The 21700-nt window shown below is 60.5% G+C and carries 19 protein-coding genes; 10 read left to right on the plus strand and 9 right to left on the minus strand.

Annotation, left to right across the window (positions count from 1 at the left end; genetic code table 11):
• Positions 1–50: 50 nt before the first annotated feature.
• Both DRET_RS11380 and DRET_RS11385 read right to left on the minus strand, forming a co-directional pair.
• On the minus strand, positions 51–890 hold the full coding sequence (locus DRET_RS11380; protein ID WP_015752697.1) for an ABC transporter permease: 840 nt from the start codon (positions 888–890) through the stop codon (positions 51–53).
• A gap of 99 nt (positions 891–989) precedes the next feature.
• Positions 990–2189 carry a quaternary amine ABC transporter ATP-binding protein gene (locus tag DRET_RS11385; RefSeq protein ID WP_015752698.1) on the minus strand — a complete coding sequence of 400 codons (1200 nt, stop codon included), beginning with the start codon at positions 2187–2189 and terminating at the stop codon, positions 990–992.
• Between the two features lie 734 nt (positions 2190–2923).
• Here DRET_RS11385 and DRET_RS11395 point away from each other — a divergent pair.
• Entirely contained in the window at positions 2924–3124 is a 201-nt protein-coding gene (locus tag DRET_RS11395) for an FmdB family zinc ribbon protein (RefSeq protein WP_015752700.1), read from the plus strand.
• A gap of 131 nt (positions 3125–3255) precedes the next feature.
• Here DRET_RS11395 and DRET_RS11400 read toward each other — a convergent pair whose 3' ends face one another.
• Positions 3256–3966, minus strand: a complete 711-nt coding sequence (locus DRET_RS11400; RefSeq protein ID WP_015752701.1) for a TIGR04283 family arsenosugar biosynthesis glycosyltransferase — start codon at positions 3964–3966, stop codon at positions 3256–3258.
• 339 nt (positions 3967–4305) lie between these two features.
• On the opposite strand from DRET_RS11400, the gene rfaE2 reads away from it, so the two are divergent.
• From rfaE2 to DRET_RS11425, 4 genes are all read left to right on the plus strand, one after another.
• The gene (rfaE2, locus tag DRET_RS11410; RefSeq protein ID WP_015752702.1) at positions 4306–4797 is read left to right on the plus strand and encodes a D-glycero-beta-D-manno-heptose 1-phosphate adenylyltransferase; all 492 of its coding nucleotides are present in this window, start codon (positions 4306–4308) and stop codon (positions 4795–4797) included.
• Positions 4794–6593 carry a GspE/PulE family protein gene (locus DRET_RS11415; RefSeq protein ID WP_015752703.1) on the plus strand — a complete coding sequence of 600 codons (1800 nt, stop codon included), beginning with the start codon at positions 4794–4796 and terminating at the stop codon, positions 6591–6593. The genes rfaE2 and DRET_RS11415 overlap by 4 nt, the downstream gene beginning before the upstream one ends.
• A gap of 53 nt (positions 6594–6646) precedes the next feature.
• Positions 6647–7771, plus strand: coding sequence for an iron-containing alcohol dehydrogenase family protein (locus DRET_RS11420; RefSeq protein ID WP_015752704.1), 1125 nt, complete (start codon positions 6647–6649; stop codon positions 7769–7771).
• A gap of 85 nt (positions 7772–7856) precedes the next feature.
• Positions 7857–8684 carry a universal stress protein gene (locus DRET_RS11425; RefSeq protein WP_015752705.1) on the plus strand — a complete coding sequence of 276 codons (828 nt, stop codon included), beginning with the start codon at positions 7857–7859 and terminating at the stop codon, positions 8682–8684.
• 216 nt (positions 8685–8900) lie between these two features.
• On the opposite strand, the gene DRET_RS11430 is transcribed toward DRET_RS11425, so the two are convergent.
• Positions 8901–9257 carry an FmdB family zinc ribbon protein gene (locus DRET_RS11430; RefSeq protein ID WP_015752706.1) on the minus strand — a complete coding sequence of 119 codons (357 nt, stop codon included), beginning with the start codon at positions 9255–9257 and terminating at the stop codon, positions 8901–8903.
• Positions 9258–9734: 477 nt separating this feature from the next.
• On the opposite strand from DRET_RS11430, the gene DRET_RS11435 reads away from it, so the two are divergent.
• Together DRET_RS11435 and hflX are read left to right on the plus strand one after the other, a co-directional pair.
• Positions 9735–10337 (plus strand): IMP cyclohydrolase, encoded by a 603-nt coding sequence (locus tag DRET_RS11435; protein ID WP_015752707.1) that lies wholly within the window; start codon positions 9735–9737, stop codon positions 10335–10337.
• Between the two features lie 9 nt (positions 10338–10346).
• Positions 10347–11996, plus strand: a complete 1650-nt coding sequence (gene hflX, locus DRET_RS11440) for a GTPase HflX (RefSeq protein ID WP_015752708.1) — start codon at positions 10347–10349, stop codon at positions 11994–11996.
• A gap of 343 nt (positions 11997–12339) precedes the next feature.
• On the opposite strand, the gene plsY is transcribed toward hflX, so the two are convergent.
• The 3 genes from plsY to DRET_RS11455 all read right to left on the minus strand — a co-directional run bounded on the left by plsY (position 12340) and on the right by DRET_RS11455 (position 16343).
• On the minus strand, positions 12340–12930 hold the full coding sequence (gene plsY / locus DRET_RS11445; RefSeq protein ID WP_015752709.1) for a glycerol-3-phosphate 1-O-acyltransferase PlsY: 591 nt from the start codon (positions 12928–12930) through the stop codon (positions 12340–12342).
• The gene (locus DRET_RS11450; RefSeq protein WP_015752710.1) at positions 12906–14975 is read right to left on the minus strand and encodes a ribonuclease catalytic domain-containing protein; all 2070 of its coding nucleotides are present in this window, start codon (positions 14973–14975) and stop codon (positions 12906–12908) included. The genes plsY and DRET_RS11450 overlap by 25 nt, the downstream gene beginning before the upstream one ends.
• A 90-nt stretch (positions 14976–15065) precedes the next feature.
• Positions 15066–16343: an IMP cyclohydrolase gene (locus DRET_RS11455; protein WP_015752711.1), complete on the minus strand. Its 1278-nt coding sequence runs from the start codon at positions 16341–16343 to the stop codon at positions 15066–15068.
• 158 nt (positions 16344–16501) lie between these two features.
• Here DRET_RS11455 and DRET_RS13500 point away from each other — a divergent pair, with 158 nt between their 5' ends.
• On the plus strand, positions 16502–16834 hold the full coding sequence (locus tag DRET_RS13500; RefSeq protein ID WP_015752712.1) for a hypothetical protein: 333 nt from the start codon (positions 16502–16504) through the stop codon (positions 16832–16834).
• Here DRET_RS13500 and DRET_RS13140 read toward each other — a convergent pair.
• Complete coding sequence (locus DRET_RS13140) at positions 16748–18196, minus strand: MltF family protein (protein WP_015752713.1); 1449 nt, start codon at positions 18194–18196, stop codon at positions 16748–16750. The genes DRET_RS13500 and DRET_RS13140 overlap by 87 nt on opposite strands.
• A 101-nt stretch (positions 18197–18297) precedes the next feature.
• On the opposite strand from DRET_RS13140, the gene DRET_RS11470 reads away from it, so the two are divergent.
• Both DRET_RS11470 and DRET_RS11475 read left to right on the plus strand, forming a co-directional pair.
• Positions 18298–19578: an adenylosuccinate synthase gene (locus DRET_RS11470; RefSeq protein ID WP_015752714.1), complete on the plus strand. Its 1281-nt coding sequence runs from the start codon at positions 18298–18300 to the stop codon at positions 19576–19578.
• Positions 19579–19672: 94 nt separating this feature from the next.
• Complete coding sequence (locus tag DRET_RS11475) at positions 19673–20533, plus strand: DNA polymerase III, delta prime subunit (RefSeq protein ID WP_015752715.1); 861 nt, start codon at positions 19673–19675, stop codon at positions 20531–20533.
• Here DRET_RS11475 and DRET_RS11480 read toward each other — a convergent pair.
• Positions 20463–21653 (minus strand): YibE/F family protein, encoded by a 1191-nt coding sequence (locus DRET_RS11480; protein ID WP_015752716.1) that lies wholly within the window; start codon positions 21651–21653, stop codon positions 20463–20465. The two genes, DRET_RS11475 and DRET_RS11480, sit on opposite strands and share 71 nt — an antisense overlap.
• Positions 21654–21700 lie beyond the last annotated feature (47 nt).

The following is a 21700-nucleotide window of genomic DNA, read 5'->3' on the forward strand; positions in this document are numbered from 1 at the left end:
ATGCGAGAAACACGCCCTCGCGGCGCGAGGGCGTTTGCGCCAAAAGGGTATTACTCCCGTCTTTTGTTCCCGCCGCCGACCTGCTGCATGATGCGGTCCAGAATAATGGCGACGATCACGATGCCGATACCGGCCTCAAAGCCGCGCCCGGGTTCCAGGCGCTGAATGGCCTTCCAGACCTCACCGCCGAGCCCTTTGGCGCCAATCATGGCCGCGATAACAACCATGGACAGGGCGAGCATAATCGTCTGGTTGACTCCGGCCAGAATGGTCGGCGTGGCCAGCGGCAGCTGCAATTTGAACAGCTTCTGGGACTTGGTGGAGCCAAACGCGTCGGCGGCTTCAACCAATTCACCGGGCACTTGGCGAATTCCAAGTGAGGTCAGACGGATCGACGGCGGCATAGCGAAAATGACCGTCGAAAAGATGGCCGCGACCTTCCCGAGACCGAAAAACGGAATCGCCGGGATCAGGTACACAAAGGCCGGCATGGTCTGCATAAAGTCGAGAATCGGGGTCACAACCCGGAAGAAGGTCTGGTTCAAGGCGGCGAAGATACCCAGCGGCACCCCGATCATGACCGCAATCGCTGTGGCCACGAGAACCAAAGCGATGGTGCTCAGGGTCGGATCCCACAGCCCCATGTTCCAGACCAGACCGAGACCGAGGACGGTAAACAGGCCGATGCCACGTCGTTTACTGAGCCACCAGGCCAAGGCGGCGGCCAAGATAATAAACAGCCAGGGCGGCAAGAGCCCCATGCCCCCGACGAGAACATCGAGCCCGGTCTCGACCACCCGGGTAAAGGCCTTGGTTGCAAATGAAAAGTTGTCAGCCAGAAAATCAATTGTGGCTTCTATAACGTCACCTACTGGTATCTTCCATGCCATGGGTTGAACTCCCTTATCGTTATCGTCTGGACGCGCCTGGGTGGAGCGTCGCTATAAGTCAGATGCGGTCTTGCTGCGGCTCTCAGCGGTTGCGCCAGCTTACTCCACCACACCGCGGTCTGAAAGGGCCGCCAGAATCGTTCCCCGGACAATCACGCCGCGCAGACGCTTCTCTTCATCAACAACGGCCAACGGATAGGGGATTTCGCTGAGTTCAGCGAACAGCTCATGGGCGGGCACGTCCGTGGCCACCGTTTTAACATCGCGGATGAGGATATTTTCCAGCGTCTTATCACCGTTTTCAACCGCCTTGGCGGCCTCTTCAGCCATGACCACGCCGACGATATGGTTGCTGTCTTCCACAACAAAGATTGAGGAAATGCCGGCCTTGCGCATTTTCCGCAGCGCGGCCCGCGGGCCGTCGGTGCGCCAATTGGCCAGGGCTTCGGAGTGCTTCATGACCGTTTCAGCGGTGAGGACCTTGGACATGTCGACGTCTTCAACAAACTTGGCCACATACTCATCCGCCGGTTTGGTCAGAATTTCCTCGGCCGTGCCTTCCTGAACCACGTAGCCGTCTTTCATGAGGATGATCCGGTCACCGAGTTTAAGGGCTTCGTCCAGATCGTGACTGATAAAGACAATGGTCTTCTGCATCCGGCTCTGCAGCTCAATCAGCTCATCCTGCATGTCCCGGCGGATCAGCGGGTCCAAAGCGGAAAAAGCTTCGTCCATAAGCATGATATCCGAGTCCAGGGCCAGGGCGCGGGCCAGACCGACACGTTGCTGCATCCCGCCACTGAGCTGGGACGGATAGGAATCGCCCCAACCCTTCAGGCCGACCTGCTCCAGGGCTTCCTGGCTCCGGCGCTTGCGTTCTTCCATCTCCACGCCCTGGATTTCCAGACCGTAGCCCACGTTTTGCAGGACGGTGCGATGGGGGAAGAGGGCGAAGTTCTGAAAGACCATCCCGAAGTGCTTTAAACGCATTTTGCGCAGGCCGTCCTCGTCGAGCTGGGTGATTTCGTCCCCGCCGACGTAAATCTTACCGGCCGTGGGCTCAATCAAACGGTTGATACACCGGACCAGGGTCGATTTTCCACTTCCGGAAAGGCCCATGATGACGAGGATCTCGCCTTCCTTGACCTCAAAGGAAACATTGTTGACCCCAACACTGAGCTTGTACTCCTCCATGACCTCTTCTTTGCCTTTGCCCTGTTGGAGCGGCTCAATGCCTCGTTCGGGATGGGGCCCGAAAATCTTGTACACATTTTCAACTTTAATCTTTGTCTCAGCCATATTGTCCCTCGTTTCGCTAAGGTGCTCTCCTTAAGGACTAAGCGCAGAACTCGGCAGTCGTGTCAAGCGATATCACTCTCCGGTAACCCGTCTGCTGCGCTAACCTCTCGCCGTGTTTGGTTAAAAATTATATGGTTAAAATACGAATTATTGGAAAAAAAATCCTGCCCCATCGGACTGCTGAACCAAGCTGGTCACAAGCCTGAATGGTGGTGGTACAGTGGCTGGAAAATCCCAAAAAAGGCAGGGGTGGTATACGAATCCGTCCGGAGGATCTCGCTGTGGGGCAGCGCTCCCGGAGCGGCCGGATGCTGTGAGGAGATGTGGGGTCGTCTGCGCTGGAAAGCGTAATGACTACTCATAGATAGAACACGCGTTAAACGGCCGCGGATGCCGGATTTTCGGCCCCGGATCGATTCGTGGGCCGCGAAAACAAAGACATATTTATAGACTTACAGCAAGGATGTCAAGGGCTATTGACATTTTGACATTTTTATGTATCTTTCGTCCAACACATAACGCCGGAACGAACGAGGTGGACAGGTGTCGGAGAAAGAACAAGTCCCTACAAAACAGCTTACCCTTCGGTTGCCTCTTGATACACATCGCAAGCTCAAGATTTTGTCGGCCTGCACCGGCAAAAGCATGAAAACCCTCTTGGTCGAGTGCATCAATGACAAACTCCAGGAATGCCTGGAGCAAGAACTTTCAGACCATCCTTTGCGGAGGTAGGTATGCCCTTGTTTGAATATATCTGCCGCGATTGCGGACAGGAATTCGAAGAGATGGCCCCGTCCAGCGACGACAGCAAGGTCCGCTGCCCTGCCTGTCAAAGCGAGAACATCCAGAGACAGATGTCGGCCGTGCGGTGTCAGTCCGGCTCTCCGGGCGGTCAGCCGGGGACAGGATGCGCTCCGGCCGGGGGCTTTTCCTGAGCCTGATTTCGCGTTTCCGTGCGAAACGCCGACGTGATTCGCATCACACAAAGCGCCGCTGCTTTCACAGCGGCGCTTTGTGTATGACCCCCCGACCCGTTCTCGCGGACCACAAATCCATTCGGCCTTGCTCAAGAATTTTCCGACTGACCGTGCGGACGGTACCAACCCGCCAGCCGCGCCGGAGAAACACCGCAGAAATACGCCAAGCGCAAACTCCAATTGCGCAGCGTGCCCCGCACGATCCCCTCTTTCTCCCACCGTCGCGGCGAGGTCCGGACGCCCGGATGCACAATGGCGATCCGTGTCTTCCCCCGCCGTAAACGGCGCATCAATTCCAGATCTTCCATCAAGGCAATCTCGGGGAACCCCCCGAAGCGAAAAAACGTTTCCCGGCGGAAAAACAACCCCTGGTCGCCGTAAGGCACACGCGTCCATCGGGAGCGAAGCGAGGCGACGGCCGCGACAACCCGAAGCCCCAGCCTCGCAGAATCCACGCCAAGATCAAAGGCCCCCGCCTCGGCCGTCCCCCCCAGCGCCTCTCCTAAGGCGTACAATCCCAGATGGGGCAGCCGCGTATCCGCGTGCAAAAAGAGCAACCGCTCTGCCCTGGCCAGCCCGGCCCCGGCATTGCATTGCCGGGCCCGTCCCGCCGGGGCGCGAACTCCGCGCACCCCTGCCACGTGCAGGGCCTTTAACGTATCCGCCTCTGGGGCGCCGTCCACGACAAGGACCTCTATTTCCCCTGGCGCCGGCAAGGAAAAGACATGGCGACAGACGGCATTGATCCCGCCGGCCTCATGGAAGGCGGGGATCACCACACTGCAAAATACGTTACTCACGCCTGCTCCTTAAAAAAAGGGATTGCTCGGTCTCCTCCAGCCACTCCAGAAGAAGTTCGATGCCCCGCATTATGGTCACTCGGCTTGCATCCGCCCCGAGCTGAATGTATGATTGATGCTATGAATCCATTAAAAATCGCGCCCCAAACCCACTCCCGGAATTGAGCTTCGGCCTGGAAATCCTTGCAACGCCCCTCAAAAGCATCGCCCTTTCCCACGCATTGCCTGGAGAGGCAACCGGGCGTCGCCTGTGCACCCACATTCGATTCCCAGTCTGCACGCCCCATTCCGGAAGCGATCCAGAAATCCAGGTTCCCCCAATTTGCCAGCGAGCCGTTCATGTCCACCATTCCCCCCAATCCTAAGCTCTATTCCCGAGAAGCCGCCCGTATTCTGCGCCACAGCGACTGGAAGGGCCAACACATCGTTTTCACCAACGGGTGCTTCGACCTGCTCCACCCCGGTCATGTCGACTATCTCCAGCGCGCCCGGGCCCTCGGGAGCTTTCTTTGCGTCGGTCTCAACAGCGACGCCTCGGTCGCCCGCCTCAAAGGAGTCTCCCGGCCGGTGGTGGCCGAAGCGGCGCGCGCCTTTGTCCTTGCCGGCCTTGCTTGCGTCGACGCCGTCGTGGTCTTCGACGAGGACACCCCTTACGAATTGATCTGTGCCGTCCAGCCGCACACCCTGGTCAAGGGTGGGGATTGGAGTGTCGAAGCCATTGTCGGGCGCGATATCGTTGAACAGGCCGGGGGAGAGGTCCTGAGTCTGCCGGTTTTAGCCGGGTACTCGACCAGCGCCCTCATCCAACGCATCCAGCAGGACCGAGCATGAGCCAACACACCCCGATCTGGCAACGCCGCCGCCTGACCTATTGCCTGGACATCCTGTTGCCATTGTTGCGCGAAGCCGGGGAAATCGTCCAGGAGCAGGAGGCCCGGGTCCGCCGCCACGCCGAGGACAAACATATTTCCGGCAAGGATCCCGCCGGGTTCGATCTGCTTTTGGAACTCGGTTTACAACGGCACGTCTTGCCCGAATCCGGTCCAAGCACGGTCACAGAAGAAGTGGTGCTCCAGACAGTGGGGAACTGTTTCGGCCTCAGCCTGATCCGGGTCGACTATCTCGACCTCGACCTTGAGGTCAGCACGAAAACGATCTCTGAGAGCTTCGCCCGCAGTCACCAGATCGTGCCTCTGCGCATCGAAGACGGCCGTCTCACCCTTTTGGCCTTCAACCCCTTTCAACCCGATCTCTGGGCTGACATGCAGCGGGTCACCGGCCTGCCCTACACCGTCTATCTTGGCACCCGCGCGGATATCCACCGCCTGATCGACGATTTCTTTCGTTTTCGGCTGGCCATCCAGGCCGCGTCCGAAGAATTCGGCGACGGCCTCGATATTTCTAATCTTGAAGGGCGGGTCGATGTCGGCAGCAAGGGCCCCCCAGGCCAGCGCAGCCATAAACACATTATCCAGGCCGTGGACTACCTCTTGCAATCGGCCCTGCGCGAGCGGGCCAGCGATATCCACCTGGAGCCCAAACGGGACCACTCCCTGGTCCGATTCCGCATCGACGGTGTCCTGCACCCGTTGTACCGCTTGCCGCTGACCGTTCACCGGGCCATGGTCAGCCGGATCAAAGGGCTGAGCCGCCTGGACATCTCCGAAAAACGGCGCCCCCAGGACGGGCGGGTCCAATTGGTCCTGGAGCACAAGCCGACTGATGTCCGGGTCTCCACCCTGCCGGTGGCGTTCGGCGAAAAAATGGTCCTGCGTCTTTTGTCCAGTCACGCCGATCTGCCGGCACCTGATCAGTTGGGGATGGACGCAGACCAGTTTAGCCTCTTTGAACGTTTTCTCGCCCGGACCCACGGATTGCTCCTGGTGACCGGGCCAACCGGCAGCGGCAAATCGACCACCTTGTATTCTGCGCTCCACAGCCTGAGTTCGCCGCTGGTCAATGTGGTCACCGTAGAAGATCCCATAGAAATGGTCATGGACGATTTCAATCAGATTGGCCTGCAACCGCAGATCGGTTTTGGATTTGCCGCCACGTTGCGCCACATCCTCCGCCAGGATCCGGACCTGATCATGGTCGGGGAAATGCGGGATCTGGAGACCGCGGAACAGGCCGTGCAAGCTGCACTCACCGGCCACCTCGTCTTCTCCACCCTGCACACCAATGACGCCGCCTCGAGCCTGACCCGACTTGTCGATCTCGGACTCCCCGAATACCTTATCAATGCCGCTTTGGTGGGTATCATTGCCCAACGCCTTGTGCGTCGCATTTGCCCGTATTGCAAACGCGAACACCGTCTCTCCTCGCAGACCCTGCAGCATTGGGGACTTTCCCAGTGGGCGAATGACCCGCCCCGGCTCTGGGAAGGCAAAGGATGCGACGCCTGCCGTTTTACTGGGTACCTGGGACGGATCGGGATCTTTGAGATCCTCCCCTTTACCGCTTCGTTGCAGGAGGCTATGCGGACGGGAGCGGATGTGGAAGACCTGCGCGGCATAGTCCAACGCGAGGGATTGACGACCCTTCTCGATTCAGGATTACAACGCGCCTTGAAGGGAGAAACCACGGTCCAGGAAGTGCTTCGGGTCACCGGGACCCGCACTGTCTAACCAACCCCGTGCCCCCGCTGGGTTTCACGGTCAGCTTGGTAAAGGAGCCGCCTATGACGCTATGGGGACAGGAAACCGTCTTGCCGGCCCTTGTCCGCCAAGGCCGGGGCGAAAAAAACGATTTGCTGCCGCGTTGTACGGCCTGGGGCAACCACGGACTTCTGGTCCACGGCGCCTCTTTGCGCGAGAACGGGGGGCTGGAGGCCCTGCAGGACTCCTGTCCGAGCGGGGTGCAGGTCAGGTATTGGGAACACGCCGGGGGTGAACCCACTGTCGAGCAGGTCGACGATCTGCGCGAAGCCGCCCACGATCACGGCGCGACCTGGATTGCCGCCGTCGGCGGCGGTAGCGTCCTTGATCTGGGCAAGGCCTGCGCCGGTTTGGCCTTGGCCCCTCAACCGACGGCTGCCTACCACGCCGCCGGGCCGCCCGAGACTCCGGCCCTGCCCTTTGCCGCTGTGCCGACCACAGCCGGGACCGGATCTGAGGCCACGAAGGTCGCGGTGCTGACCAATCCGCTGACAGGGGTCAAAAAAGCGCTCAGACGGCAAGAGATGTTGGCCCGACTGGTGATTCTCGACGCCGACTGTCTCAAGGGAGCGCCGGCGGAAAGTATGCGCAATGCCGGATTTGACGCCCTGACCCAGGCCCTGGAATCGCTCATGAGCACCGGCGCGACCTGGTTCACCACCCAATTGGCCGGGCAGGGCCTTGCCCTGTTGGCAGAATCCCTGGAAGCAGCCCTGGCTGACACCGGATCCGAAGCCGCTGAACAGCTGCTGCTGGGGAGCTTTCTGACCGGGATGGCCTTTGCCAATTCCCGACTCGGGGTCGTCCACGGGCTGGCACATCCGTTAGGAGCCCGTTTTTCCATTCCCCACGGCCACGTCTGCGGATTGTGCTTGCCCCTGGCGCTGGAATTCAACCGTGAGGCCGCGCCAAAGGGCCTGCAAACCGCCAAAGAGGCCCTTGGGGGAAAAGATGCCCTCGCTTTTGTCCGCGCCCTGGCCGACCGCCTGACTCTCGACAACCCCTTGCAAGGGAAAACCATTTCCGACGCCGGGCCCTTTATTAACGAAGTTCTGGCCTCAGGCTCCACGGCCCACAATCCTCGTCCCGTGAGCGCGGAGGACGTGCGCTTTCTCGTCAGGGCCCTCGGCTTGACAATAAACGGCTGACGATAAATGTATCCCGGACCAAACGACCGCCTGGGACCCTTGCGGAACAGTCCCGCTATGCTCACAAAGTGCAAAGGAGCTACCTATGCCCGCACGCTTACTCCATATTTTTCGCAATACCCCCCTGGGCCGGGAGACCTTCTTGGAGTCACTGTACTTCTGTGACCAACTCTCATTGGAGCCCCAGGTCTACATCCCGTCGACGACAAAATTTCTCATGTATTTCGAGCATGATGCCGTCCAGGTCGATCTGGACGGCTCCTATCTCAACTCGCCCGGCACAGCCCAGCGCCACGCCCGGGAACTGCTTGAGAACATGGATATGGAAGCGCATTTCGTCGACCCGAAGCAGTTCACCGCCTCCACGCTGCCCGATCTTTCCACCTCTTACGAATTCATGTGCTGCCCTCGCAGCATCAGCGATCTGAGTTCAAAAATCGGTCTCGGGCACATCGGGGCCAAGGTCCGGCGAATTCTGCACAACTCCCGGTTTCCTGTGCTCATCCCCAGCGCTGTCTACAAGCCGTGGAACAACATCACCGTCTTATTCGGCGGCTCCCAGAATGCGGTCAAATCCCTGCGCCTGGGGCTCGCTGTCGGACGCCGAACCGGGTTGCCAGTGGATGTCTTTACGTATGGCCCGGGTCGCTCCCGGGAAGACTACCGGCAGGTCCTGGAACAACGTGGCCTGCTCCAGACTGTGGAGAGGCAGATCCGCTCCTGGAACTTTTACGACTCCGGAAAATTCCAGGAAAACCTCTGGGAAATCCCCCACGACGCTCTGCTCGTCCTCGGTGCCTACGGACACGGCGTGATCCGGGACCTGCTGTTTGGCAGCACCATGGAGGCCGTCCAGACCACGATGCCCAACAACATGCTCATCGCCGGACCCCATTTTCGGATGCCGCTGTAAAAACGCTTTCAAAACACCACCCCGGCTCTCTGGCTGCCTGTTACATCACCTTCTCTCGCAGCCCATTCAAAACCCCCTGAAGACGCCGGAAACACGTGCCTAAGGGAGTTTTCCCCTGCAATTGCCTTTCGCTTGGGGGCAGGAAGCGATTGCACTCAAATACCGCTTGACGTGCCTTGGGAGAGGTTCCGCGGCCCTGCCAACGATTCCGGCGGCCTATTCCGGCTCCCCCTCGTCCGGTTCTGGGGCCGAGGCGGCCGCATCCATACTTTCCTCCAGGGCCTGGTCGACCTCCCTGGGTTCGAAACTGTCCCCAAATGCGGCTCCCATACGTTTGAGGGTCCGGGCCAGCGCGACCGGGTCCTCCTCATCAAGGCCGGCCCATTGAGCGGGATCTTCAAGCCGCTCCGTGCGGGTCTGCTCCGAGAGCACCACCCGGCTCCGAGACATCAAACGGCGCATCCCGCCGTGTCCGCAATCCGGACAGGGGACATCGGCCGCAGCTGAGGCGCGGGTGGTGACCACTTCATGCACCCGGCGGCACTGCTGACAGAAATATTCATAAATCGGCATACACATCCCTTTTCAAACCGGCATCGCCGGGCGTACCTTGCTAGGCATCCGGAATTTTGGCACCTGCAAAGAAAACATTCGGGCCGTGTCCCGGGATCGGCACCGTCTGCCGAGCCACAGGCCCCTGGGCCATGAATTCAGGGCTCTTCGTCACAGGGCATGGAATTTCAGACGCAAGAGTTTGCCGTCTCTTCTGTGTGCTTCGAGCGAAAGGCCCGCACATTTTCTTGGTCCCGCCAAAAGGGGGAAACCGGACCGCGAACTGAATGCTCCCAGGCGGATTCCGATGCAACAAGGGCCATCTTCGACACCTGGAGTTCTGCTTTACTTGAGAGTCCGGAGGGGGCAAGGATCCCCCTTTGGCGGGATTGAGAAAATACCGGGCCGAAAGTGGGCACACAGAAGAGACGGCAAACTCCAAAAATTCACAGGATCCGTCAAAGAACCGAATTCAGGAAACACGAGAGGAAAATTGTCATGGAATTTTTGCCCATCGCACGGGCGCTTATCAGTGTCACTGACAAAAGCTCGATCATTGAGTTCGGCAGCGCCCTGCACCAGGCCGGGGTCGAATTGGTTTCCACGGGGGGAACCATGCGCCAGCTGACCCAAGCGGGGCTCCCGGTGCGCTCCGTCAACGAAATCACGGGATTCCCCGAAATTCTCGGCGGACGGGTCAAAACCCTGCACCCCAACGTCCACGCCGGCGTTCTGGCCGATAAGGACAATCCCGAGCACATGCAGACCCTGCAGGACCATCACATCGCCCCTTTTGATCTCATTTGTGTCAATCTCTACGATTTCGGCAAGGCCGTGGCCCAGAACCAGTCCGTGCGCGAAGCGGTGGAAGAGATCGATATCGGCGGACCGACCCTGCTCCGGGCGGCGGCCAAAAACTTCCATTCCGTCTGCGTCGTGCCCGGTCCGCATTGGTATCCGCGTATCCGCCAGGAAATTCAGGACAACAACGGCACTGTGGGCATGAGTATCCGGCAGCAATGCGCCGCCGAAACCTTTGCCCAGGTCTCGCGCTACGACGCGATGATCGCCGACTATCTCCGCCCCGTCCAGGAGCAATAACCTCCGAAAGTGAGCAAAGGAGCAGCCCCCATCGCCGCCAAAGTACGAGGTTCCACGTCAGGGCTCAAGCCCAGCCAGCTCAAAAAGCTCCAACGTCTCGCCCAGCGCCGGTATCCAAGCCAGGGGGGACTCAGCCGCGAACAGGTCCGCGAAGTCGCCGGTTTGACCCACGAGGTCGGCCGCCAATTGGGGTTGTTGATCGACCGCCAAGGCCGGCTGGAAATGGTCGTCGTCGGCGAGCCCGGACGCATCGTCATTCCCGAACTCGGCCGGCAGCGGCAACATTCCGGGCGCTTGCGCGGTTTACGGTTGGTCCACACCCATCTGGGCCAGGAAGGGCTCTCTGAGGAAGACCTCATGGATATGGTCTTCCTGCGCCTGGACTCCATCACGGTTCTGGAGGTCGATTCGCACGGCACCCCCGGGCACATGCAATGGGCCCACCTTCTGCCGGCCAACGCCGACGCCAAACCCTACACCGTTTCCAAACGGCAACCGTGGGACCGGGTGGACATCGACTTCAACGCCCAGGCCGAAGCCCTGGAAGAGGAGTTGGCCCGGCGCCAGGAAGGCATCGCTTTACAAGCCCGGGAAAACACCACGCTTCTGGTCAGTGTCGGCACCAAGCCCAGGGCCCGTCTGGAGGCCGAACTCGACGAACTGGACGATTTGGCCCAGACCGCCGGTCTCCATGTGGCCGGACGACTGGTCCAACGAGTGGCCCGCCTGAATCCGAAATTCATCCTCGGTCGCGGCAAACTTGCCGAACTCGAAGTCAAAGCGCTCCAGGCCAACGCCGGAATCATCATCTTCGACGGAGAACTCAGCCCCAGCCAGATGCGCAACCTGGCCCAGGTCACCGAACGCAAGGTCCTGGACCGCACCCAACTCATCCTGGACATTTTCGCCCAGCACGCCACCAGCCGTGCCGGCAAACTCCAGGTGGAAATGGCCCAGCTCAAATACACCTTGCCGCGCTTGGTGGGACAAAACAGGGCCCTGAGTCGCCTGGCCGGCGGCATCGGGGGTCGGGGACCGGGGGAAACGAAACTCGAACTGGACCGGCGCAAAGTCCGCGAACGGATCACCCGCATCCGCAAGGAACTGGACAAGGTCCGCAAACACCGCGCTCACACCCGCTCCCGTCGCTCCGACGCCGGCGTGCCCATTGTCGCCCTGGTGGGCTACACCAACGCCGGCAAGTCCACCCTGCTCAACACCATCACCCACAGCCAGGTTGTGGCCGAGGACAAGCTCTTCGCCACCCTGGACCCCACCAGCCGCCGCATCCGCTTTCCCCAGGATCGCGAAGTGGTCCTCACAGATACGGTTGGATTTATCCGCGAGTTGCCCGAAGACCTGCGCGAAGCCTTCCTGGCCACCCTGGAAGAACTCGAAGAGGCCGATGTCCTGATCCAGGTCGCCGACGCCGGTCACCCGGAACTCGAAGAACAGGTCGCTGCCGTGGACGCCATTCTCCAGGACATGGGCCTCGAGGACATCCCCCGTCTGCTGGCGCTGAACAAATGGGACACCCTGGAACCTGAGGCCCGCCAGCGCGTCCTGAATATCTTTCCCCACGGCCTGCCGACCACCGCTCTGGACAAAGGCGGCCTCGAGGATCTGGTCCAAGCCATACTCAAACGGCTTCCGGCCTAGCTGGCCGTTGAAAACCTCCCAATGGCTGACAGTTGCAAAACGTTCAAACTTGGACCTACGGACAAGTACCCTGCGACCTTGAACGTTTTCGCGCCTCGTTCTTGGGATTTTTGAACGACCCGCATTATACAGGAAGCGTTCAACACTCAGCTTGCTGCCTGTTTCCCAGGCTGTGGCACCACACCGGCTCCACCCGTTCCCCTATTTTGCATGATGACGTCAAAAAAAGCCCGGTTGCGCACTATGCTGCGCAACCGGGCTCCATCCCTGTGGTCAAAACGCTCGAGTGAGGGGCGCCGGCGCTCCGGAAACCACCTTGTGCGTCACGGCGACCAGGTTCGGTTCAGCGCCAGGGGTTTTCCGCCCCTTTGGCCAAGCGTTCAATATTTTCCCGGTGCCGCCAATACACAAGCAACAGAACCACCAGGGCCAGAGGCACAAAACCCCACTGGCCGAAAACTGCCAGCAAAACAGGCAAAGCAGTCACCAGGGCCAGCGACCCGACGGAAACGAAACCTGTCCACCAGATGAGCAGCAGGCACAGGACCAAGCTCCAGAAAAGGGGCCAAAAGGAGAGGACCAGAAAAACCCCGATGGTCGTGGCCACACCCTTGCCGCCCTTGCCGTCCAGGAACACGGAAAACATGTGTCCGAGAAGCACAGCCGCACCGGTCAGGCTCAAAAACCAGGGAGATGTGCTCACGACCATGGCCAGAGCCACCGGCACTCCCCCTTTGCCGATATCAAGCAACAGCGTCCCCACCCCGTATTTGGTGCCGCAGGTCCTGGCGACATTGGTGGCCCCGGTATTGCGGCTGCCGTAATGCCGGGGGTCAATCCGGCATGCGGCCTGGCCGATCACCAAACCGAACGGGACACTGCCCAAAAGGTAGCACAGGGCCAGCCAGCCTATTGTAAACAGGAATTGTCCCATGTTTCCTCCCGCACTTCCATGAGTTCGATTGCGTTGTTCAAGGGGTCGATTTTGCCCACCCGGACCAGAAGACGCTCGCCGACAGAGGGGGGTTCATCGAAAAGATTGCGTTTGCCCCGCAAAAGGACCTGTTCCCGGGGTAGCGCCACCGTGATCAATTTGGGACCGGCCTCGACGACAATACCCGGCCACCACGCGTCCTGATTCTGGCGCAGGTACTCCAATTTCCAGTATCGTGGCCGAAACCGCTGGATCTGGGCCACATTGTCCTGTCGAGCGCTCAGATACGGCAACAGCTCTTCAAAGGCCGCCGCATCCAGACGCGCCTGGCCCGACTGCACAAAGGTCATGATCTGGGCCATATTGAGAAAATCGGTATAACGCCGCAAGGGGGAGGTGACCGGAACATAGGCATTGACCCCAAGACTCGCATGGGGCTGGGGCGCCAACGCGAGTTTGGACGGCCCCATTTGCCGCACGATCTGGTAGGCCTGGGCCGGATCGCTCCAGATCCCCGCGCTGCCGTTTCCCAGATTGATATCCTGCGTCCTGTGGACCAGGCTCACCCCCTGAGCGTTGGCCCACTGGGCCACAGCACGATTGGTCAGGATCATGAATTCGCTGACCACCAACTGGGCCTGCGGGGTCGGTTCCTTCATCTCCAGACGGACTCTGGTGGTCTGCCCCTCATCTTCGAGGACCAACTCGGGTTCCGGGCGCTCAATGATCACGGCGCCGTTGCGGATCCGCCGGTCGCGCAGGGTGGTCGCCAGATCCAGGGCCTCGGTGAGCATGGCCGGGGCCGTTCCCCCGGCCATAGCCTCTTCCACCGCCGCATAGGTCAGATTTTCCGCCACCCGCACCCAGCCCAGACGGGGAGAGACCTCCTGCAGGCTCCCACGCGCATCCAGGGCCATGTCCACCAGCAGGGCCGGCCGGGTCTGTCCCGCGCGCAGACTGTACAGCCCGGTGCCGAGCCGTTCGGGGAGCATGTGGCTCGCTCCTTCCGGGAGATACAGGCTTGTCGCCCGCTCAGCCACGGCCTGGTCCAGCGGGCTGCCGAAGTGCCATCCCCAGACCGGACAGGCCAGGGCGAGCGTCAAGCGGTACCCTTCGCCGTCGCGCTCAAGGAAAAAGGCGTCGTCGAGGTCTTCGGTCGAGGCCCCGTCTATGCTGACGAACCGCTCCGGTTCCGGATTGCCGGCGCCCTCCCCGACAACGTTTTCCAGACGTTCAATTTCCTGCGTATAGGCCTGGGACCAACCGTCGCCCCAACTGTACCCGGCCCGGTCCAGAAGGACGTTATAGTGCTCGGGAACAAGTCCCCAGGCCTGGGCCAGACGCAAGGGCAAATGGGGGTCGTCGGGCAGTCCTTTGCGCAGTTCCCGCCAGACATTGGCGGTTTCCCCATCTTCAGGATCGGCCATGCGCCGCTGAAGAAGCTGGCGCAACTGGTCGACCAATTCCGCCGACAATTCCGGCAGGACCGTTTCCTCGCCCCGGCGCTTGGCCCAGAGCGCCTTTAAAAAACCGTGGCCGTGGTCGATCAGTTCCTGTCGCCGCCGGGCCGCTTCCATCTCTGCCAGGCGAAGCTGGACCTTTTCCTCGGAATAAATCTCAAAATTGGGAGTGACGAACTTGAAGTGGGCTTTGCTTTCCAAAAGCGCCCGGCCCATGGCCGCGATCTGGTCGGCGTCAGGGTCGGCCCAGATGAGTTCAGCAAACCACCGGGCCGTGCCACGCTGGACATCGTCGCGTACCAAGTCCCACAGGGACTCGGGCTCCAGTTCTGCGGCCAATTGCACCCGGCGCTGCTGGTGCTGCTCCAGGCGCTCCAGGAATTCCTCCCGGGAGGCTGCGGCGGTGTAGCTCGGCCCGGACCAGGGCAGCACCCGGGCCGCAGGGAGTTTGCTTTCCCGTTTATTGATCGTTACCACACGCAGTCGATTGGGTTGGGCGTCGACCACCCAGGCCACAATCGGCTGGTTGCTCTGCATGAATTCAACAACCGTCCCCGAGGTGATCTGCTGAGTCTCATGTCGCATAGAAAAAACTCATCACCTCAAGGTTATGGGGCCTGAAAAAAGACAAAAGTGTCACTCTGCCGCCTTTGTCGTCTGGGGCGCCTCGGGCCCCTAGTGCTTAAAAGATCGTTGACCGGTGAAAACCATAGCCACCTGGGGCTCGGCCTCGTTGACGGCCTGGATCACTTCCACGTCGCGGATGGAGCCACCGGGCTGAGCGATGGCGCTGACCCCTTCGGCCAGGGCCACATCTACGCCGTCACGAAAGGGAAAGAATCCGTCGGAGACCATGACCGAGCCGGGCAGTCCGCCGTGCTCACGCCGGGTCTGAGCCTCGATGGCCTCGAGCTGTTGCGCGGCTTCCTGGTCTCCGGTCCGGGCTTGGCTCTTCAATTGGTACAACGATCCCCCGCTTTGGGCAAAGGCGAGTCCATCAGCGTACTTGGTGTAGGCTTTATGGATGGCCAGTTCAACGCAGCCGACCCGGTCCTGCTCCCCGGTGCCGATCGCGACTGTGGCCCCGTTGCGGGCGAAGATGACCGAATTGGACGTCACGCCGGCCTCCACGGCCCAGGCAAAGAGGAGATCTTCGGCCTCTTGAGCCGAAGGGGGGCGGGCCGTGACGATGAGCCCGTCTTTTTCGGCCCGGGCCGGCTCCCATTGCTCAGCGCTCGTGATCTGGTTGCGAAACGAGAACTGGACAACCATGCCCCCGTCAGTCAATGATTTGATATCCAGATACGGGCGCTGCAAGAGAAAATCGAGGTTGGCCAGACCGGGAACCTGTAAAATGCGCAGATTCTTGCGCCCTTGCAGAATGTCCACCGTCCCGGCCTCGTAGTCCGGGGCGGCCACGACTTCAAAATAGGACTGGCTCAAAAACGTAGCCGTTGCCTGGTCGATCGGGCGGTTGACGACCACAGTCCCGCCAAAGGCGGCAATGCGGTCGCAGGCGAAAGCGTTTTCCAGAGCCGTGGCCAGCCCTTGGTCGGACCAGGCCGCGCCGCAAGGGTTGTTGTGCTTCAGGATCACGGCCGCCGGCTTGGCCCCCAGATATTGGAGAATATTGATCCCGTTATCGACATCGGTCAGATTGATCTTGCCCGGATGCTTTCCGGATTGCAGTATATGCTCTTCGGTCAAGGCCGAGACCAGTCCCTGCCCCTGTTCGCGGAATGTGACGCCGCCGAGTTCGAGGCTGCCGGCTTCCAGGGCATACAATGCCGCTGGCTGGTCCGGATTCTCGCCATACCGCAGCCCTTTGGCCTCCCCCTCGATCGTCCAGGTGCGCTTGGCGAAAACCAGCTCCTGATCGCCGATAACGAGGCGCATAGTGTCTGGGAAAGGGTCCTGTTGGATCGTGTGATACTTTTTTTTCAAATCAGCCATAAGGCACCATCTCTTTGCGTTAGGGGACATGGTTACGCACAAAGCCGGTGAGTTGACCGGAAACCGTTTTTTGGACAAGGAAAGATTTCTAGCACAGGGCTTGCAGCGGGGCAATTTCAGACCCCCCGCCTCCCCTGAAGAGAGACAAGGAGACTATCGTGGAGAAAGCGCTCGAAAAACTGGCAAAACAACTTTGCGACTACGACGAGGCTTCGCTCATGGCCTTGTGGGAAAAATATCAGGCGATTGTCGAAGATTTTCAACCGACCCGGTCCTGGGAGGAAGCGGTGCTGATCCTGGGTATGATCCAAACGGTGCGCTGGAAAAACCAGCTGTTCAACCATTATTGGTCCCAGTCCCAGCCACCCGCGCCAGAGGTGGCCCCTGAAAAGCCGGAAAAGACGTCAACCGGGCCAGCCCCGGGGGACGAGCCCAAGCAACGGGGCAAGGTACTCACTTTCCGGACGCGAAAGGGAGACGAATCCGTGTAGGATGTAATAATACAAACGGATGCTTTGGACGTAGTCCACAGCCTCGAAGCCTCGGGCGTATCCGGCTTCGACTCGGGAGTGGTAGCGGCTGTAACTCAAAAGCGGAAAGACACTCTTGATGTCCCCCCAAAAGTGGGGATCCTTGCCGAGTTGTTCTGTCAGGCGCATAGCGTCGCGGGCGTGGTTGTAGCCCTGATTGTAGGCAGCCAGGGCCATGAACCACCGGTCCCATGCCTCCAGTCCCTGGCCCTCGAAACGCTCCCAGAGATATTTTACATACCGTGCCCCGCCGAGAATGCTCTGTTCGGGATCCAGCCGGTTGTCGATGCCGAGTTCTCGGGCCGTATTCCGGGTGATCTGCATCAGCCCCCGGACGCCTGTATGGCTTGTGGCCTGGGGATCGAAATGGGATTCCTGGTAGATCATGGCCACCAACCATAAAGGATCGAGGCCATTTTCCTCGGCGGCTTGGCGGATGGTCGGCAGGTACCGCTGGAGCCGGTTGCGCAAGACTTTGGACAGGTGGCGCAGTTCATAGTAATCCGGCTGCGCCGGGAAAAAGCCGGCATAGCGCTCCCGGAGCTGGGCCAAAACGGTGGCCTGCTCCGGGCGTTCCCAGAACGCGTTCAGCGCCTGACTGACTTCGGGCCGATCAGTCGCCCAATACCAGCGATAGCCGAGACTGGCCTGGTCAGGAAACGTGTAGGTCTGGCGCACTTCCGGGTAAAACGGGGCCCAGGCCTGGAAACGGTGTTTGTCCACCAAAGCAAAGCGGGCCTCTTCTGCCTCCATGAACTCCAGGAGGCTCTGCACCCCCCCGCCCCCACGGGTGACGACCTCCGGACGGCAGGGGATCTCCACTTCGGCATCGAAGACCAGCGAATTCAGGGCCGGAATGGCTGGGACGTTCAAAGGGACCTGGCACAGATCGTAGATGGATCGCAGGCCGAAACGCTGGGTATGGTGGACCAGCAGGCTGGGGGAGTCCAGATAGACCGGGCCGGCGGCCAGACCGTCGATTGGCCAGGAAATAGGCGGCACTCCGGGCGCGATAAGGAGGTCGCCGCTACCGTTGAGAAGTTTTTCCCTGGCCTCCTGCCAGGTGTCGGCCTCGTTCCAGCGAACGGCGAGGTCGCTTTCGCGGGCGAAAGAGTCCACCAGTTCCCGCTCGAAGCCCGGGCCGTAGGGGCTCAAACGGCCCGGCTCCCGGGACTGGTCCAAGGAAATGATCGTGACACCCGTTTGAAATTGAAATACCTGGCCTGTGCGGTGCAGATACCACAGGACAAGCCCGATCTGCACGAGCACCAAAACCGCAATCAGGGGTATTTCATAGGACAACGGGTGTTTTTTATTCTGCATAGACGGAATACAGGGGCCAATGGATTGACGAGCCCCGTTTTGTTCCTTTACTCACAAAGTGCTGGTGTACAGGCTTGAAGTTCTTCCTGAAGGAGTAGGAAATGTCAAATATTGTGGTCATGGGCGCCCAATGGGGCGATGAGGGGAAAGGAAAGATTGTTGACCTGCTGACGGAGAATGCCGATCTCATTGTCCGTTTCCAGGGGGGAAACAATGCCGGCCACACCCTTGTCGTGGGCGACCGGAAAGTTATTCTGCACCTCATTCCTTCCGGGGTTCTGCATGAAGACAAGACCTGTTGCATCGGCAACGGGGTTGTTCTCGATCCCCAGGTCCTGTGCGATGAGGTGGACGGCCTGCGTGGTCACGGTGTGCGGATTGGCCCCGAACGGCTCAAGGTCAGCCCCAAGACCCACCTCATCCTTCCCTATCACAAACGGCTGGACGCGGCCCGAGAAGCGGCCAAGACCGGCAAGGAAAAAATCGGCACGACAGGACGGGGCATTGGACCGGCCTATGAGGACAAGGCCTCCCGAGTCGGCATCCGGGCCTGCGATGTCCTGGATTTCGATCTCCTGCGAGAGAAGATCGAACTGGCCCTGAAAGAGAAGAACGCCTTGTTCGCTCACTGCTACGGCACGGAGCCCCTTGATCCGGACGAGGTTTTTGAGGAGATCCGCCCCTGGGCCGAACGTCTTCGGGACTACCTGGCTGACATTTCGGCCGAAATCGAGGCGGCCCGCGTCACCGGCAAGAACGTCCTCTTCGAGGGCGCCCAGGGCACCCATCTGGATATCGATCACGGCACCTATCCCTTTGTGACTTCCTCCAACACTGTCGCCTCCAATGCCGCGGCAGGCAGCGGTGTTGGCTTCGCCACCATCGACCGGGTCCTGGCCATCGTCAAGGCCTACACCACTCGGGTAGGCTCCGGCCCATTCCCGACAGAGATGGACAATGAAGCCGGCACCCACCTCCTGGAAAAAGGAGCTGAATACGGCTCCACTACAGGACGTAAACGCCGTTGCGGCTGGCTGGACATCCCGCTTTTGCGCGAGTCGGTCCGCCTGAACAGCCCCGCGGAAATCGCCCTGACCAAACTTGATGTCCTCAGCGGGCTGGAAGAGATCAAGATCTGTGTCGGGTACCGCTTTGAGGGCCAGGAATGGCCGCACCCGCCGCAACGGGAAAACGCTCTCGCCCACGTCGAACCGATCTATCAGACCCTCCCAGGCTGGAATCTGGACGTGAGTCAGGTGACCTCCTGGGGCGATCTTCCCCATGCCGCTCAGCAATACATCACGGCCATCGAAGACCTCCTGAGCGTGCGCGTCGGTATGGTTTCCGTTGGACCGGATCGCAACCAGACCCTTTTTCTCTAGCATGTAAATGCCCGGGCGGGACGGATTTTCCGTCCCGCCCGGGCACGCTTTGTTTCCTGCACACCAGGCCGGCTGCACCCGGCCAAGGCAGACCATGGCCCAGACCTTCCTCCCAGCAAGCGACCATCAGCCCCGCCTCAAAGGGTATCTGGACCGGCTCGGCACAGCGGTTCCCGCCTCGCTATTGCTTGAGGGAGGACGCGAACCCGAACGCAGGGCCCTGGCCCTGTACTGGGCGGCCCGCCTCAACTGCCTCCAGGCTGAAGCGCCCTGTCGACACTGCCCGACCTGCCAGCAGATCGCCGAAGAAATCTTCCGCGACCTGATCGTGCTCGACGGGCGCCAGGAAAGCATCCGCATCGATCCGGTTCGCACCATGCGCCGTGAGTTGGCCAGCCGGCCAGAATACGGGGGCACTCGGGTCATTCTCATCCACGAGGCCCAGTCGCTGACCCAGGAGGCAGCCAATGCCCTCTTGAAATCCCTGGAGGAGCCCCCACCTGGCAACGCCTTCGTTCTCACCGCTCCCCAGCGGCAATGGATCCTGCCCACGCTGGTGTCACGGAGTTGGGTCCTGACCCTGAACTGGCACGCGGATACGGCTGAAGAGGCTCCGGAGCTCGAGCAATGGGTCGAGCGGCTCTTGGCCTTCTGGGTCCGTTCCCAAGGACTTTTTGAGCATACCGGCCGCAAAGGCAGCCTGGACCGACTGACCGTCGAAGCTGTCATCGCGCGCTGCCAGCGGGAACTACTGGCAGCCATGACCCAGTCCGCTCAACCGGAAGCAAAGATGGCTTCCCTGTTTCGCGAGCGCATCGCTCCGGCGACCTTTCCCGTTTTGGACCAGACCCTGCACAAGGCCCAGGAGGCCCTGCAGCACAACGTCAACCCGGCGCTTGTCCTGGATTGGCTGGCGCTGCAGTTCTGGCGGGCGACCCGCCGCGGGCCAGAATAAACCCTCCGGCGACCGCGGTCAGCGGTCCCACGGCCACCAGCCCCAGGCTGCCGACCAATGTCTTGAGCACTTCGGCGGCCACATAGACCAGATTGAAAAAATTGACCATGGGAATGCCCTGGGCCATGAAGGCCATAAACAGGGTCACATACCCCCCGGAGTAGGCCAGCAAGAGTGTCGTGGTCATGGTGCCGACCACCGCCCGCCCCACGTGCAGCCCGGAGCGGATGAGTTCGGTCCGGGAAATGTCCGGCTTCTTGGCCGCCACCTCCTCCATGCTCGCCGCCACATCTACAGCCAGGTCCATGACCGCTCCCGAGGCTGCCAGAAACACGGCCCCGATAAAGACCCGCTCCAGATCCAGGTGGGCGAACCCGGAATACAGCAGCGTCTCGGAAAAGGGCAGCACTGCGCCGTGGATGTGCAGGCTCTCGACAAAATAGAGCCCAAGCAGGCAACTGATGCCCACCCCCAGAATACAGCCGGTAAACGCCGTCAATCCCCGCCGATTCACCCCCGCCACGAGAAAAATGATCGCCGCCGCCAAGCCGACGACCACGGCCAGGGAGACCAGCACCGGATCAGCCCCTTTGAGCATCGCCGGGACCAGAATCTTCCAGATTCCCAGGGCAGCAAAAGCAAAGGACAACAAGGCTTTGGCCCCGGTCCAGCCGGCAAAGAGGAGCAGCAGCACCGCAAATCCTCCCAGCAAGACCATTTCTCCACCGATACGGTACTGGGCCTGTGCATTGACATACTGGATGGACCCGTCTGGAGAGAGAGTCAGCACAACCAGGGCGACGTCGCCGGGGGCGAAGATCTCGTCGCGGTCCATCTGCCCCATCAAATGGTTGCTGGCCTCGACAATATGGCCTTTCTTGGCCCCATCGAGCAGTTCCAATTCCAGTTCCTGCGTCCCCTGACTGACCATTCCGGTCTTGATCACTTCGCTGTTGTCCACTGAAAGCACTTCCCCGCGGCAGCGCACTCCTCGACTGTCGACCTGATCTTCGAATCCGGTGGGCAACAAATACAAGACAGCACTGAGCAGCACGAACCCCAGGCAGCAGATCCAATCCGCGCGGCTCTCGGGCCGCAGATAGTGGGTCACGAAATCCATATCCCCTCCCCGGAATACAGACAGGGCGGCGGAACTTGCCCGCCGCC

Source organism: Desulfohalobium retbaense DSM 5692 (assembly GCF_000024325.1).
Classification (GTDB): domain Bacteria; phylum Desulfobacterota; class Desulfovibrionia; order Desulfovibrionales; family Desulfohalobiaceae; genus Desulfohalobium; species Desulfohalobium retbaense.

Coding starts and splice junctions, on each gene's coding strand:
- DRET_RS11380 (WP_015752697.1), bottom strand. CDS start 890: ATGGCATGGAAGATACCAGTAGGTGACGTTATAGAAGCCACAATTGAT.
- DRET_RS11385 (WP_015752698.1), bottom strand. CDS start 2,189: ATGGCTGAGACAAAGATTAAAGTTGAAAATGTGTACAAGATTTTCGGG.
- DRET_RS11395 (WP_015752700.1), top strand. CDS start 2,924: ATGCCCTTGTTTGAATATATCTGCCGCGATTGCGGACAGGAATTCGAA.
- rfaE2 (WP_015752702.1), top strand. CDS start 4,306: ATGTCCACCATTCCCCCCAATCCTAAGCTCTATTCCCGAGAAGCCGCC.
- DRET_RS11415 (WP_015752703.1), top strand. CDS start 4,794: ATGAGCCAACACACCCCGATCTGGCAACGCCGCCGCCTGACCTATTGC.
- DRET_RS11420 (WP_015752704.1), top strand. CDS start 6,647: ATGACGCTATGGGGACAGGAAACCGTCTTGCCGGCCCTTGTCCGCCAA.
- DRET_RS11425 (WP_015752705.1), top strand. CDS start 7,857: ATGCCCGCACGCTTACTCCATATTTTTCGCAATACCCCCCTGGGCCGG.
- DRET_RS11430 (WP_015752706.1), bottom strand. CDS start 9,257: ATGCCGATTTATGAATATTTCTGTCAGCAGTGCCGCCGGGTGCATGAA.
- DRET_RS11435 (WP_015752707.1), top strand. CDS start 9,735: ATGGAATTTTTGCCCATCGCACGGGCGCTTATCAGTGTCACTGACAAA.
- plsY (WP_015752709.1), bottom strand. CDS start 12,930: ATGGGACAATTCCTGTTTACAATAGGCTGGCTGGCCCTGTGCTACCTT.
- DRET_RS11450 (WP_015752710.1), bottom strand. CDS start 14,975: ATGCGACATGAGACTCAGCAGATCACCTCGGGGACGGTTGTTGAATTC.
- DRET_RS11455 (WP_015752711.1), bottom strand. CDS start 16,343: ATGGCTGATTTGAAAAAAAAGTATCACACGATCCAACAGGACCCTTTC.
- DRET_RS13140 (WP_015752713.1), bottom strand. CDS start 18,196: ATGCAGAATAAAAAACACCCGTTGTCCTATGAAATACCCCTGATTGCG.
- DRET_RS11470 (WP_015752714.1), top strand. CDS start 18,298: ATGTCAAATATTGTGGTCATGGGCGCCCAATGGGGCGATGAGGGGAAA.
- DRET_RS11475 (WP_015752715.1), top strand. CDS start 19,673: ATGGCCCAGACCTTCCTCCCAGCAAGCGACCATCAGCCCCGCCTCAAA.
- DRET_RS11480 (WP_015752716.1), bottom strand. CDS start 21,653: ATGGATTTCGTGACCCACTATCTGCGGCCCGAGAGCCGCGCGGATTGG.